The 12369-nt window shown below is 58.7% G+C and carries 23 protein-coding genes, 1 tRNA gene and 1 pseudogene; 12 read left to right on the forward strand and 13 right to left on the reverse strand.

Annotated features, from left to right (window positions below; translation table 11 throughout):
• Positions 1-69 precede the first annotated feature (69 nt).
• The 13 genes and pseudogenes from D0901_RS16985 to D0901_RS21445 form a co-directional block, all read right to left on the reverse strand.
• Positions 70-357, reverse strand: coding sequence for a hypothetical protein (locus tag D0901_RS16985; RefSeq protein ID WP_129141490.1), 288 nt, complete (start codon positions 355-357; stop codon positions 70-72).
• Positions 354-602: a hypothetical protein gene (locus tag D0901_RS16990; RefSeq protein ID WP_129141491.1), complete on the reverse strand. Its 249-nt coding sequence runs from the start codon at positions 600-602 to the stop codon at positions 354-356. The genes D0901_RS16985 and D0901_RS16990 overlap by 4 nt, the downstream gene beginning before the upstream one ends.
• Positions 595-777, reverse strand: a complete 183-nt coding sequence (locus D0901_RS16995) for a DUF1382 family protein (protein ID WP_129141492.1) — start codon at positions 775-777, stop codon at positions 595-597. The genes D0901_RS16990 and D0901_RS16995 overlap by 8 nt, the downstream gene beginning before the upstream one ends.
• Entirely contained in the window at positions 774-1007 is a 234-nt protein-coding gene (locus D0901_RS17000; RefSeq protein WP_129141493.1) for a hypothetical protein, read from the reverse strand. Before D0901_RS17000 ends, D0901_RS16995 begins: the two co-directional genes overlap by 4 nt.
• Before the next feature lie 120 nt (positions 1008-1127).
• Entirely contained in the window at positions 1128-1295 is a 168-nt protein-coding gene (locus tag D0901_RS20940) for a hypothetical protein (RefSeq protein WP_162500893.1), read from the reverse strand.
• Positions 1296-1461: 166 nt separating this feature from the next.
• The gene (locus D0901_RS20945) at positions 1462-1599 is read right to left on the reverse strand and encodes a hypothetical protein (RefSeq protein WP_162500894.1); all 138 of its coding nucleotides are present in this window, start codon (positions 1597-1599) and stop codon (positions 1462-1464) included.
• Between the two features lie 552 nt (positions 1600-2151).
• Positions 2152-2316, reverse strand: a complete 165-nt coding sequence (locus tag D0901_RS20950) for a hypothetical protein (protein ID WP_162500895.1) — start codon at positions 2314-2316, stop codon at positions 2152-2154.
• 440 nt (positions 2317-2756) lie between these two features.
• Positions 2757-3365, reverse strand: coding sequence for a hypothetical protein (locus D0901_RS17005; protein WP_129141494.1), 609 nt, complete (start codon positions 3363-3365; stop codon positions 2757-2759).
• A gap of 167 nt (positions 3366-3532) precedes the next feature.
• Positions 3533-3670: a hypothetical protein gene (locus D0901_RS20955; protein WP_162500896.1), complete on the reverse strand. Its 138-nt coding sequence runs from the start codon at positions 3668-3670 to the stop codon at positions 3533-3535.
• Between the two features lie 83 nt (positions 3671-3753).
• The gene (locus D0901_RS17010; RefSeq protein ID WP_129141495.1) at positions 3754-3975 is read right to left on the reverse strand and encodes a hypothetical protein; all 222 of its coding nucleotides are present in this window, start codon (positions 3973-3975) and stop codon (positions 3754-3756) included.
• A gap of 80 nt (positions 3976-4055) precedes the next feature.
• Positions 4056-4170, reverse strand: a tRNA-Gln gene (locus D0901_RS20960).
• A 541-nt stretch (positions 4171-4711) separates the two neighbouring features.
• The gene (locus D0901_RS17015; protein WP_233440458.1) at positions 4712-5188 is read right to left on the reverse strand and encodes a S24 family peptidase; all 477 of its coding nucleotides are present in this window, start codon (positions 5186-5188) and stop codon (positions 4712-4714) included.
• 21 nt (positions 5189-5209) lie between these two features.
• Positions 5210-5440 (reverse strand): annotated as a pseudogene (locus tag D0901_RS21445) (helix-turn-helix domain-containing protein); the annotation flags it as partial.
• 37 nt (positions 5441-5477) lie between these two features.
• Between D0901_RS21445 and D0901_RS17020 the strand changes: the two are divergent.
• The 12 genes from D0901_RS17020 (at position 5478) to D0901_RS17065 (ending at position 12343) form a co-directional block, all read left to right on the forward strand.
• Positions 5478-5654 (forward strand): Cro/CI family transcriptional regulator, encoded by a 177-nt coding sequence (locus tag D0901_RS17020; RefSeq protein ID WP_129141497.1) that lies wholly within the window; start codon positions 5478-5480, stop codon positions 5652-5654.
• Between the two features lie 37 nt (positions 5655-5691).
• Positions 5692-5883 (forward strand): hypothetical protein, encoded by a 192-nt coding sequence (locus D0901_RS17025; RefSeq protein ID WP_129141498.1) that lies wholly within the window; start codon positions 5692-5694, stop codon positions 5881-5883.
• A 33-nt stretch (positions 5884-5916) separates the two neighbouring features.
• Complete coding sequence (locus D0901_RS20965) at positions 5917-6093, forward strand: hypothetical protein (protein WP_162500898.1); 177 nt, start codon at positions 5917-5919, stop codon at positions 6091-6093.
• Positions 6094-6180: 87 nt separating this feature from the next.
• A complete protein-coding gene (locus D0901_RS17030) occupies positions 6181-6909 on the forward strand; it encodes a phage antirepressor KilAC domain-containing protein (protein WP_129141499.1) in 729 nt (242 codons plus the stop codon).
• Positions 6906-8036: a replication protein gene (locus D0901_RS17035; protein WP_129141500.1), complete on the forward strand. Its 1131-nt coding sequence runs from the start codon at positions 6906-6908 to the stop codon at positions 8034-8036. The genes D0901_RS17030 and D0901_RS17035 overlap by 4 nt, the downstream gene beginning before the upstream one ends.
• Entirely contained in the window at positions 8033-9364 is a 1332-nt protein-coding gene (locus tag D0901_RS17040; RefSeq protein ID WP_162500899.1) for a replicative DNA helicase, read from the forward strand. The genes D0901_RS17035 and D0901_RS17040 overlap by 4 nt, the downstream gene beginning before the upstream one ends.
• The gene (locus D0901_RS17045) at positions 9348-9983 is read left to right on the forward strand and encodes a PDDEXK family nuclease (protein WP_129141502.1); all 636 of its coding nucleotides are present in this window, start codon (positions 9348-9350) and stop codon (positions 9981-9983) included. The genes D0901_RS17040 and D0901_RS17045 overlap by 17 nt, the downstream gene beginning before the upstream one ends.
• On the forward strand, positions 9980-10174 hold the full coding sequence (locus D0901_RS20970) for a hypothetical protein (protein ID WP_162500891.1): 195 nt from the start codon (positions 9980-9982) through the stop codon (positions 10172-10174). Before D0901_RS17045 ends, D0901_RS20970 begins: the two co-directional genes overlap by 4 nt.
• Positions 10171-10881 (forward strand): DNA methyltransferase, encoded by a 711-nt coding sequence (locus D0901_RS17050; protein WP_203234889.1) that lies wholly within the window; start codon positions 10171-10173, stop codon positions 10879-10881. The genes D0901_RS20970 and D0901_RS17050 overlap by 4 nt, the downstream gene beginning before the upstream one ends.
• Positions 10882-10978: 97 nt before the next feature.
• Entirely contained in the window at positions 10979-11326 is a 348-nt protein-coding gene (locus tag D0901_RS17055) for a hypothetical protein (RefSeq protein ID WP_129141504.1), read from the forward strand.
• A gap of 166 nt (positions 11327-11492) precedes the next feature.
• Positions 11493-11909, forward strand: a complete 417-nt coding sequence (locus tag D0901_RS17060) for a helix-turn-helix domain-containing protein (RefSeq protein WP_129141505.1) — start codon at positions 11493-11495, stop codon at positions 11907-11909.
• Positions 11906-12343, forward strand: a complete 438-nt coding sequence (locus tag D0901_RS17065; RefSeq protein WP_203234890.1) for a recombination protein NinB — start codon at positions 11906-11908, stop codon at positions 12341-12343. The genes D0901_RS17060 and D0901_RS17065 overlap by 4 nt, the downstream gene beginning before the upstream one ends.
• Positions 12344-12369 lie beyond the last annotated feature (26 nt).

Genomic DNA, 12369 nt, shown 5'->3' on the forward strand with positions numbered 1-12369 from the left:
TTTACTCTCCGTTCTGATTCCTGCCTGTGAATCACCGGCCCTGCCCAGTTGCCGCTGGACAGGGCTTCTTTATTCGCCGCGCGCTTTGGCCAGTGCTTTGCGGGCTTGTCGAATCGACTCTCCATACCTCGCAAACTCGGATTGATCGCTTGGTGCCGAGCTTCCCATCAGTTTTTCTATCGCCTCGATAAGCTCCTCTCGCTCGATGAGCAGGAAATCCAGAACGTGGTCTACCTGCTGAGCATCAAGCCATGCTTTCTTGGGCTCGCCGCGACGCTTGCCGTATTCAAGGCGCGCTGCACATTCCCTGCGCAGGGATTCGGCTTGCTTAACCAGATACTGCGGTTGCTCGCTCACGCCGCCTCCTTCGCCCATCGCCGGGCTGCTGCCTTGATCTCGGGGTCATTCAAGTGGTCAACGATGAACTGGTAAATGTCGTCGTCTTGCCCGATGAACCACTCCACAAACTCTTCCGCCGCGATCTCGCTCTCGCCGTCATAAAGTGCATTGAGACGAGCATCAGGCGGGCTGTCTGGCTGGTCGGGATCGAACTGCGGGAACTTGACCGGGACGCTACCCCAATCGACTGCTGCGTTACCCATGGTTGCCTCCTGTGCGCTCCAGTTCGGCGTTAAGTCGATTCGCTGCCTCGATAATTCGCTGCTGACGCTCTTCCTCGCTGAACACCGGCATGGGGACGAAGCCGATTCCGGCCTTGCTGTATTCCTGGGCGATCTTGAGCGAGGTGCGAAGGTCTGTTGGCTTGGCTCGATTCACGCCGCCACCTCCATGCTTGCGTAGTAGGCCCGCACGAGAGCCTTGGTGGACTCCGCGAGATGCTTTGCAGCACTGCTGTAGTTACCGTCTCGCTCGGCGTTGTACTGCAGCCAGTACCAGTAATCGGTCAGCTCAGGCGCGCTAACTCGGTGAGCCCACAGCATCGCCCTGCCGAACTCATTCAGGTTCTTCTCGCTGATCGCCTGATCCGTCAGCTCCTCGATGTCCATCCTCTTTCCTCCTGCGCCTCTCTCGCGGCAATGGCCGCCACCCTGGATAGATCCGCTCGTCTACAGGCAGCGGCAGCTCGATAACCGTTGAGCCGTCTGGCGACCTGTAGAGATCGGTTCTCATCTCTTGCTCAACCGCTCATAGCCCCACACGCAAATCCCGCACAGGGCGAACGCGGCCAGTAACGGCACCATGATTCCAATGAAAATGGCCGCCCCTTGAATCTCTGGCGGCCATCCTTGAGTGAGCTGGTGAAGCCATACAGCCATGGCATGGGTTGGGTTCATGGGGCCTCCCGCTTCGGTTTAGCAACCAACATGATTACCCAAGCGGCAATGCGCTCCCGCTTGGCTGCTTTTATTGCCTTAATGCGGCTTGGGTAGGGTGAATCTTTCAGGTCGCATCTAGGGGTGATCAGGCGGTCACCTATTTCCTGCACAATGTATCCCTTATTCATTCCCACACCTCCCGCGTATTGCGCTGCAACTCCCGACGCTCGTGATACTTCTCGGCATCTCTGCGCCCCTGAAACAACGGCGCGGCCTTGCGATCCTGATCGACCTTCTGATCCCACTTCGACTTGGGCTTCATGTGGCCTCCTAGAAGTGTCCGAGGCGCTTTGCGCGACGCCGAGATCGGCGCTTTGACGCTGCCCGTTTCGCTGTCTTTACGCTTCCCGGCCGTGGTGATGGGTAGCTATTACGGTGTAAGCTGAATCCAGTCCACGCGCTGGGAAGCTCGGCACTGAATGCCGCAAGCATCCCGCCCATGAGGGCCAACCGCTTCATACGACCTCCTGGCAATAAAAAGCCCGCACTGGGCGGGCGAAGGGTTGTGCTGATCTTTTGGGTGAGCGCTGCCGCACGCGGTTGCCTAGCCGCGTGTGATGAGGCATGCATCAACGGGAACGCTCACTCAAAAAAGCCCCGAGGGGATCGGGGCAAACGCAGGGATCGAACAGTAGGTATCGGGATGGGGTTTGCCCGGAGTCGAACCGGGGCTCACGACTTACAGCCGTCGCAAGGTCCCCAAGCGCTTCGCGTGCACACTCCACGCTGGTCTACTTGCTAGCATCAATCCGAACAGATGCTTTCAAACCCCATCCCAATACCCACTGCCGTGCAATGGGTGGGTGCTGGCGGGCTAATAGCCCATGCAGTCGTTGCAAGCTGCCTCCGCCGCACCCTCCGCTTCTTGCCGGGCTTCGGCTCTCAGGTCGGCCAACTGACTGTACATCTCGTGCATGTCAATGAAGCCGTCTTCGTACTCCTGCTCTATCTGATCTGCCGCTTTATCGAACCAGTTCATACACCCTCCTATTAATCCGCCCTGCTCTGCGGGGCGGTGTGTTATGCCGGTTCAAAGCACCGGGCTTTTACCCACAGTTCGTCGCCGTCGTTATCCACAACACGGATAGGCATTGCGGCGTCGTCGAGATCAACCCGGCTGACTACATACTCATTGCCTTTCGTGAAGTAATCTCCCAACTCGAAATCCGTGGATAGGCACCTCGCCTTACCTCCAACTGTGTACTCACACATGTCTCATCTCCTCCTGTCTCTGCCATCCATCTAACGCCTCATCGAAGCGCTATATCGTGATGATGCATCTGGAAGGGCTGGCTATGGGCAAGTCGTGACAATTTCACGACTATGGGTTGCAGAGGCCAAAATAGCGTGCTTTCCGCGCAGGCCCAACCCTTCCAGATGGACAGATATTCCGGCCTCTGCCCAGGGCGCTTGGCCGCACTACGCAGCGGACCTCGATCCATCGAGGTAGTCTTCGGCGTTCTGCTTGTTGGCTCGCTCCACAGCGGCGTCAAACTCGCCACCGGTGATCTCAGTAAACGGAACGCCTTTCGGCTCGGCATGTGCAGCGAAATAGACCGCGCCGGCCTCATAGTCAGCCGCCATGCTGGCACCGCCGAACATGAGGTCGATCTGTCGATGTCCGGCAATCAACCATTGATCGTCACGGCTAATCTTCGGGCACTGATTGACTATCTCGTCCCAGCGCTTATGCATTTCTCGCAGGCGTTCGCGGTTTTCAGCGTTCGCCTTGCCTTTCAGCGCACTTGGCGTGCGCAAGTTGGAGTGATGCGGATAGTGGCGATCGGGTTTTCGCCACAATTCGGCATCCTCGCGAGACGGGTAGTTGTTTAGCTTCAGACCGGCTACGTATACGCCCTCGCGAAACACCACCGCTCCATCGAATTCATCCTCTAGCGGTTTGACCGCTTCCGATAACTCCTTGCGCTTTTTGACGTGGGCCAACATGGCACCAATTGGCGTCCCGTGCTCTGCCAGCTCGTGGCCTTCTGGATACGGCTGATCTAGCTTGAAGTAACGCTTGCTCATACTTCCTCCTCCTCTGAATCCATCAACGCACTCGCTGAATGCACTCATGGATGCGCCCTGACTTTGCCAAGGCGCATCCCAGGGAGTCATCTGATCTAAGATCATGGCGTATTTCTGTCATAGCGCCCGCCTGCAATCTCGCTCCGCGTTGCGAGTAGTTGCGGCGCTCACCTACTATCCACTTCCCGATGACGTTTCAGCTTAGGTGCCGGCGTGGCGCGCTCAGCGCTCATAACCGGCGATTTCACCATCAGCGGTCGCGGTTCCGCTGTCGTCATCAGGAAGAACAGCCAGATATCAAACATCGGCTCTCCTCCTCTGAATCCCGAAACCGACTCATCGAATCGGCTTGGGGATGGCCCCTGATCGCCAGGGGCTGCTGGTCGGATCATTCACTTTTCTCGGGACTTAATCGGTAGGCGACAATATCGCCATCCATTCCGTCGTGTTGCCAGATTTCAGCCATGCCATACCCTTCGCTATCCTCCTCCCAGGAGGGCAAACCTGCATGGAGACGGGTCCCGTAATCCCCATCGCGCAGCTTCACATCGACCAGAGTTCCAACTTTTACTGGACACTCGCCTCCGCTCCACTCAATCCACTCGCTCATCTCTCACCTCCCTTCAACAAAAACGACCTGCCCATCAAGCCGCTTTGGAAGGCGCCCTGGCATCACCAAGGCGCTGAATCTGGCAGCCAGTGGGGGATTCGAACCCGAAGAAACCGCACACCATGCGCGAGCGGATAGCAGCTTCACCATGTTCCTGACGCAAATTCAGGCGCTTTACCGTTAAGCTAACTGGCTGATTGTGATGCGGTTGCATCTGGAAGGGCTATTGGCAGTCGTCTCGCTCAGGCTTTGCTTGCCATCGGCTGGGGTTTATCCATCCCCTTGCGACACTTCATAACCCTTCCAGATGCCCACTCTCTCGAATGGGCATCACTCACACGTCGCGGCATCGCTTACTGCCAGCGCTCACCGGGGTCTACCCGTCTATCGCGCTACGCTGGTGGCTAGCCTCGCGGCATGGGCCAGCGCCCCGCTAGGGAGCGACGTGTTCGCCTACTCGGCACTTGCCGGTAGTCGCCCCTTATACCCGGGGAGGGATTGTCAGCTTGTAAAAGAGCCTGCTGTTGTCCGGTCAGCATCCGGTGGGCTTCCTGCCCTGGCGTTTCCGCCGTGTCCATGCCTCAAACTGTAAGCATGCTGATAGAAAGAGTCAAGCAATCTGACAGCAATTTTTCAGCTTGCTGACAACTCACTGAAATTGCTGAAAAGGCGGGCAAAGAAAAACCCGCCTCAAGGGGCGGGTTTCTCAATCAAGTGGTGGGGGGGGGTGCCGCAGTTACGGCGTATGGCGTGAGGGTTTTGCGATGGCGCCGACGTAATGAATGCGGTCTACCTGGTCTTCGAAGAGGTATAGGGGCTCGAAGTCGTCATTGATGCTATCGAACCGGTACTGGCCATCACGCAACCAAATGTAAGTCTTGATCATGCATTGGCCATCAGCGGTGCAGATCAGGACCTCGTCGCCGGCAACGTAATCGTGGTTTGGCTCAACGATGACGTACTCGTTGTGCTTGATGCGGGGTTTCATGCTGTTGCCAACAACACGAAGTCCATAGGCATCCTTGTCGCTGCTTTGAATCATGATGTAGCCATCGCCCATCTCGACCGGATAGTCAAGCGCCTCAAAGTATCCTTCAGGTCCTAGCTGGGCAATACCTTTGACTGGCACGCGCCCCATACCGATCGCGAATGGCTCACCAGAAACGTTGGAATCGAATTGCGCCGGATGCTGCGACACGTTGGATGCAAGCATGTCCCCTCGCCCATCCACGAGCCACGTATACGACACCCCGGTAACCCTGGCCAGCCTGAGCAGTTTCTCGGCCTTGGGCGCCTTTGTTTGACCGCTCAACCACTGGTTGACGGCAGATGGGCGGACACTGCACTGCCGGGCTACCTCGCTCTGGCTGAGGTGGCTGTGCTGGATGGCCCGTCTGATTCGCTCGCTAATCTCCATATCAGCAATCTTACAAGCGCGCATTGTCAGGATGCTTGCAGATATCATTCAGCATGCTTACAATCAAGTCTGAAAGGAGGCGCTTATGAAGACCAAGGCAGCGATTGAACATTTCGGCACCGCAAGCGCAGTCGCGCGCGCCCTGGGGATAACGCCGCACGCGGTCATCCAATGGGGCGATGTTGTGCCGATTCGGCGCCAATACGAGCTGGAAAGAATCACCAAGGGAGAACTCAAGGCTGCGCCGTTCAAGGCGGCTTGAGGGCAAGAAAGAAAAACGGACAGCAAAGGACTCAGCCATGTACTCGAACCCTCGTCACCTGCGAGACCACGAAATCAAGGCCCGCTTCGATGAAGAAACCTACGCGCTCATCGAGGCAATGGCCCGATTCCACCGGACACAGAAAGCCGTACTGATTCGCGAGCTCGTCGAATCAGCGCTCGAAAAGATGGTGTACGACGAGGATACCGCCGATCACAACGTGGCCTGAAGGCCCTCTCAAGGGTCGCTACGAGGAGGCCGCATGCCAGAGCAAGACGTCGCGCTTGACGCGCGCACTGCCGAACGCCTTGCGAAATACGCCAGGCAACACGGCATCACGCAAGAACAAGCGATTCAAGAACTGGTGTCCGGCGAGCTGAGAAGCCGGACAAAACCGAGGGCCTGCAAAGGGACTGTTCAGCCGTTCCGCAGGCGCTGAATAGGGCCTTAAAAGGCCCGGACGCGAAAAAGCCCGGCGAGCTGGGGAGCTAGGACCGGGCTTCATCACTAAGCAGATGGAGACAGTATGAACGCTCTAGTCGAATCCCGCAACACTCCCACCATGACCAGCCTTGAGCTGGTTGAGTTCATCAATAGCGAGCGTGGAGAAGGTGATGCTCGGCTTCGCCATGACCATTTCATGGCCAAGGTGCCGAGAGTGCTTGGTGACGCGGCTCCCAAATTTTTGGGAACCGATCACTACACCGCTGGCGGCGTGCTACGCGCCCGGAATATCTGTCACTTCCCCAAGCGCGAAGCCTGCCTGATGGCCATGAGCTACAGCTACGACCTTCAGGCCAAAGTGTTTGACCGCATGACAGCGTTGGAGCAACAAGCCAGCAAGCCCGCGCTGCCCGATTTCACCGATCCCGTCGCCGCTGCCCGCGCCTGGGCTGACGAGGTTGAGCACAAGCTGCGCGCCGAAGCCGCCCTCGAGAAAGCCAAGCCTGCCGTCGAGTTCGTTGAGCGCTATGTCTCTGCCGATTCCGGCAACAAGGGATTCCGTCAGGTCGCAAAACTTCTCAAGGCTAACGAGCGCGAGTTTCGCTCCTTCCTGAACGACCAAGGCGTCATGTACCGCCTTGGCGGCGAATGGATGCCCTACCAGAAGCATATCGACGCTGACCGCTTCGTCGTCAAGACAGGCGTCACTGATGACGGAGCGCACTCCTACAGCCAAGCGAAATTCACCCCGAAGGGCGTCAACTGGATTGCCGGCCTTTGGGCTCAGCACAACCTGGGAGGTGGCGAATGAGCAATCTCGCGTACCTTCCGGGGCATGCTCCTGATTCGGCGCAGAAATCCGCCAAGGGGCCTCAAGTGGAAGATGGCTACACCCGCATCGCCAACGAGCTGTACGAGGTCGTGAACAACGCTCACGCCTTCCCGGTCACGTTGACCCAGCTTCGCATCGTCCATGCCGTTATCCGTCGCACCTATGGCTTCAACAAGACCATGGACGCCCTGGCTGATACTCAGATCGCAGCCGATACCGGCATCCCTCGCCAGAAGGTAAACCCGGCCAAGCACGCCCTCATCGCCATGAAGGTTCTAGTGCTGTCCGAGGATGGACGGAAGATCGGGATCAACAAGGCATACGACCAGTGGGATTTCAGTGCTCGCCCTGAGAAAAAAGCACCTCAGCGCAAAGCAAAGTCAGATGGTGACACTGTCACCAAAAAGGTGACACAGAGCGTCACCAAATCGGGTACACACAAAAGACAGAAAGACACTAACTCTACTGACGTAGAGTTAGGTGCGCCAAAATCATCGCGCAACGACATCGACTTCTCGGAATTCGCTGCAGACGTTGACGAGCAGACGCTTCGCGACTTTGCCAAACACCGGAAGGCCATGCGCAAACCGCTCACTCAGCGTGCGCTGCGCTCCATCGTGAAGCTCGCCAAACGTTGCCAGGATCAAGTTGGCGTTTCAGTCGATGACGCACTTGACGTCGCCATGGCGTCTGGGTGGATGAAAGTCGAGCCCCAATGGCTCATCAATGCCGGATACGGCAAGGGCGTCATTAGCGAAAACGGCGCCCCAGCCTGCCCCCATGCCGACATCCTGGCCATCTGGGACGAGACATGCGCCCAGTACAAGGGCAAAGCGCCGAACCTGCTGGACTGGCAGGGCACCAAGTCTGCCGAAGCCCTGGCCGAGCGTTGGGCCGAGTTCTACAACGTCGAGGTCAACGGAAAGGTTCGTTACGACTCGTTGGAATCCGGCCTGGCGTGGTGGCGAATGGCGCTAAGTCGCATCGCCAGCCTCTCCAATTTCCGTCAGTCCGACGCGACCATCTGGGACGTGTTCTACAAGACGCGCTTCAGCAAGGCCGCCAACGGCAACCTGCCGACTCAGTCAGGGGGTGCCGTACGATGAACGCCGACCTCCTGCAGTACGAAAGCCAGATCATCGGTGCTGTGTCCATCGACTCCAGCCTGCTGATCAAGATTGGCGACCAGCTCCATCCTGAAGACTTCTCGGGTCACGAGCAGCAAGTCGTCTGGGGCGCTGTCCAGAAGCTATGGCGCGACGGCAAGCCAACCGACGTGGTGACGCTCTCCGAAGTCAGCGGGGTCGAGCTGCACATCCTGGCTGATTGGGCGCGCGACACCTACAGCACCGATCAGGGCTCCGTGTCCACTTGGGCCAACATCGTCCGTCAGAAAGCCCGCCTGCATCGCCTGACTGCAGGGCTGGCCGACCTGATGAACACGGCTCAGGAGCGCGACGCCGACGCCGATTCGCTGATGAATCGGGCCCGCGAGATGCTGATGGGCATCGAGCAGGACAGCGTCCAGCAAAAGCGAACCACGTCTCAGATCCTCAAGGACCGTATAGCGGCGCTTGACCGTCGCATGGACGGCACCGAAAGCCATATCGGCCTCACGACCGGGCTGAAGGATCTCGACAACAAGGTCTATGGCTTCAAGCCCTCGGAATTGATCCTGCTGGCTGCACGTCCCGCCATGGGCAAGTCGGCGCTGGCTCTGCAGATCGCCCAGCAGGCCGCCTGCGACCACGATAAGCACGTCGCCGTCTTCAACCTGGAGATGGATGAAGACGAGATGTTCGACCGCTTCATTGTGCAGCGCGGCCAATTCCCGGCCGACTGGTTCGCTGACCCGAGAAACCATGGCGACGAGATTCATCGCATCGGCAAGGCAGTGCAGTCCCTGCAGCACGCCCCGCTGACCGTCTTCGACAACATCTTCGACATCGAAGGCATTGTGGCCAAGTCGCGCTCGCTCCACCAGCAGCGCCCGCTCGATCTCGTCGTCGTTGACTACCTGCAGCTAATCAGCAGTCGTAATACCGCCCGCTTTGGCAACCGCACTCAGGAAGTCGGTGAATACAGCCGCGCACTGAAGATGCTGGCCATGTCGCTGGGTTGCCCCGTCCTGGCTCTATCCCAGCTCAACCGTGATGTCGAGAAGCGTCCCGACAAGCGCCCGCTGATGGCGGATCTGCGCGAATCCGGATCGCTGGAGCAGGACGCCAACAAGATCCTGATGCTCTACCGAGACGAGATTTACAACGAGAACAGCGACCAGAAAGGCGTCGCCGAGATCATCGTCCGCAAGCATCGGGGCGGGCCGACAGGGACGGTGTTCAGTGCCGCCAACATGCGGATGTACAGCTTTGGTGACTTGGCGCACAGCGGACAGATGCAGGCACAGGAGGCGAGCTATGACCCATTCAACTAACTCCGTCTGGAACCAGCACGAAGGCTACGTGATGCGCTCGTACGCAGAGGCTCGGGTGGCTGAGGTCATGACGCGAATCGGCTTCGCCTGGGTGTACGAGCACATGCCCTACAACTTCCGGGGCTACCTGCCTGACTTCTATCTGCCGAACCTGGATGCATTTGTTGAGGTGAAGGGTGTCGATGCTTCCGATGAGGAGCTTGAGAAGTGTGAGCGCCTGCACAACGAGACCGGATGCCCGGTAGTGCTGAGCGAAGGAAGTCCAGCGGAACCGGGCTGGCGTCCGCGTCTTTACCTGGATGGCCGCTGGCGAACGATTCCGATGATGACCATTCGTGAAGGCGTTAACCGCTTCGCCTCTCCCGAAGAAGCGATCCGCTTCCGTGCCGCTTTCGACGTGAGCCACATCGGATCTCGCGGCCCGGCCTTAATCAGCGCGTTTTGTGACGCGTTTCGCGTCAGCATCCATCACGAAATGGATAGCAAGTCTCGCGCGATTTATGAGCACAACGAGCCGGTGACGCAAGAGCGCCTGCAGTCACTCGACGGAAAGATGAGCCCGGCCGAGCGGCACTGTCACGACTTCCTGGCCCCTCGTCGCATCGGAGGTAACGCATGACTCTCACCCGAGAAGAAAAACAGCGCCTCCGCTCTCTCGGCATCTACGTCTGCTGTGAGTTCTCCACTGGCGAGTGTGTCGTCGAGCAGAGCGGCGTGACATGCCGGAAATCGGCAGAGCATCTCAAGCGCCTCGCCAATCCCAGCATCGGCGAGCGGATTCGGAACTGGCTGATCGGGAGGGTGGCGTGATCGAACTTCTTAATATGGATTGCATGGAGTACATGAGCGGCCTGTCCGATAAGGCGTTCGACCTGGCTATCGTTGACCCGCCATATGGTGTTGGTGAGCACGGCGGCAAGAATCGCACGAGCGCCGTCCTGCAGAAGAATGGGGCGCGCTTAGTTGCACGCGACGGCGGGTATGCAAAGAAGGATTGGGACAAGGTTCCGCCGCCACCGGGGTACTTCGAAGAGTTACGCCGGGTCAGTCATGCGCAAATTATCTGGGGCGCCAATTATTACGCGGGTCTGCCAGCGGGCGGCTGCATCGTATGGGACAAGGTTAACGACAGATCGGATCAAAGCGCAGCCGAGATCGCCTACAACAGCTTGACCAAGCGCGTAGACATGGTGCGGTACATGTGGCGCGGGATGATGCAGGGCGAATCCATCTACAACGGCACTCGTCAGCAGGGCAATAAAGCGCTGAACGAGAAGCGCATTCATCCCACCCAGAAGCCCGTCAAGCTCTACGAGTGGCTTCTGCAGAACTACGCCAATCCCGGTCAGCGCATCCTTGATACTCACCTGGGCAGCGCCTCGAGCGCCATTGCTGCGCACTACTACGGCTGTGAATTCGTCGGCACTGAGCTGGACCCCGACTACTACGCCGCCGCGAAAGCTCGATTTGAGCGCGAGACGGCGCAGTACGACATGTTCGCCGGGGGTGCCGCATGACCCTCATCAACCGCTATCCCCTCGCCTCCTGCGCTGTGCTGCTGTCCGTGCTGATCGCTGAGGTTGTCGCCGCTCACTGGTATATGGGAGGTGTCGCATGAGCAAGTGGACTGCTGAGCAAGAAGAGCAATTGCGCGAACTCTACACGGGTAATGTCCCTGCCAAGGCGATTTCAAAACTCATCGGGAAGTCGATCAACGCTATCTACAAGAAGGCGAACGCTCTAGGGCTATCGGATTGCGAGCGGGCTCAGGTGATTACCAAATCGCTTGATCGTAAAGACCCGGAGGCGGCTTACAGGGATGGGCGTAAGCGTCGCCAGGAAGGTCGGCATAAGAGCCCGCCTTCACTCCTGCCTATGGTTGATCGCGCGTGGTGGTTGGCCGGTTGGCACGACGCCGACATGGAACTGGGCAGCAGCGTGATCGCCGGGAGGGCTGCATGAGCAATATCCCCCAAGACGTAACCGATCACTGCAATGCCCACCCGATGTGCAAGGGCTGCCCGCTGCGGACGTGCGTCGCACCGCTGGCTGATGCCGGTAGACCGGAATGGGCTGCGTGGATCGATGGCCGTATCGCTGCGATTCGGGCGCTCAAGGAGGAGGCGAGATGACTCTGCCTTATGACACGGCACGCTGTTCCGGCCGCTACGACCTGCAGGCCGATGGCGAGTGGTGTCCGCATCGCGACACCTGCCAGCGCTATCTCGCGTTCTCCGAATGGGACAAGGCTTCCGGCATCCCTGATTCCCAGGCGATTCCTGTCGCCATGGGCTCGCCGGAGTGCGGCATGAAGATCGAAATCGTGGAGGACGACATGACCCCCGAACAGCAGATCCTCGACATCCTCGCTCACAGCGAGCCGCTGACCGCCAACGAGATCGCCCAGAGAGTCGGCTGCACGCAATTCGAGATCCGCCCAGTGCTGTGGCGCATGCAAGCAACGGGTGAGCCGATACGCGACCACGGAGACGGCGTAGAGCGCGTGTATTGGCTAGACGATGGCGATAACGGGAGCGCGGCATGAGCAAGGAAGTCACCGTCGTGATAGACGACCACGCCGACGCCCGCCAGAAGCTGCCCATGATCCACGACTACCTGAATCGCGGCCTCAAGGCGGGCCGCGTGATTCTCACGTTCGGTCGCGAGAAGCGCAGCCCTATCCAGAACCGCAAGATGTGGGCCATGTGCCGCGACATCAGTGAGCAGGTTGAGTGGCACGGCATGACGCTCTCCGACGAGGACTGGAAGCAGATCATCAGCGCCGAAGTCGAGAATCAGCGGATCGTGCCGGGCATCTCCATCCCGTTCATCGCGCTGGGTGTCAGCACCCGCCGACAGAGCAAGAGGTGGTTCAGCGACTTCTTCGAACAGGCCTATGCGTTCGGTGCCGAGCATAGCGTTCGGTGGACCGGCGATTCGCTGTTGGAGTGGGCAATGGAGCAGGAGGAGGTGTCATGACAGATGCAGAGCTGCGCCAGGCAATC

Origin of the sequence: Modicisalibacter coralii, assembly GCF_004117855.1 — a bacterium.
Taxonomy (GTDB): domain Bacteria; phylum Pseudomonadota; class Gammaproteobacteria; order Pseudomonadales; family Halomonadaceae; genus Modicisalibacter; species Modicisalibacter coralii.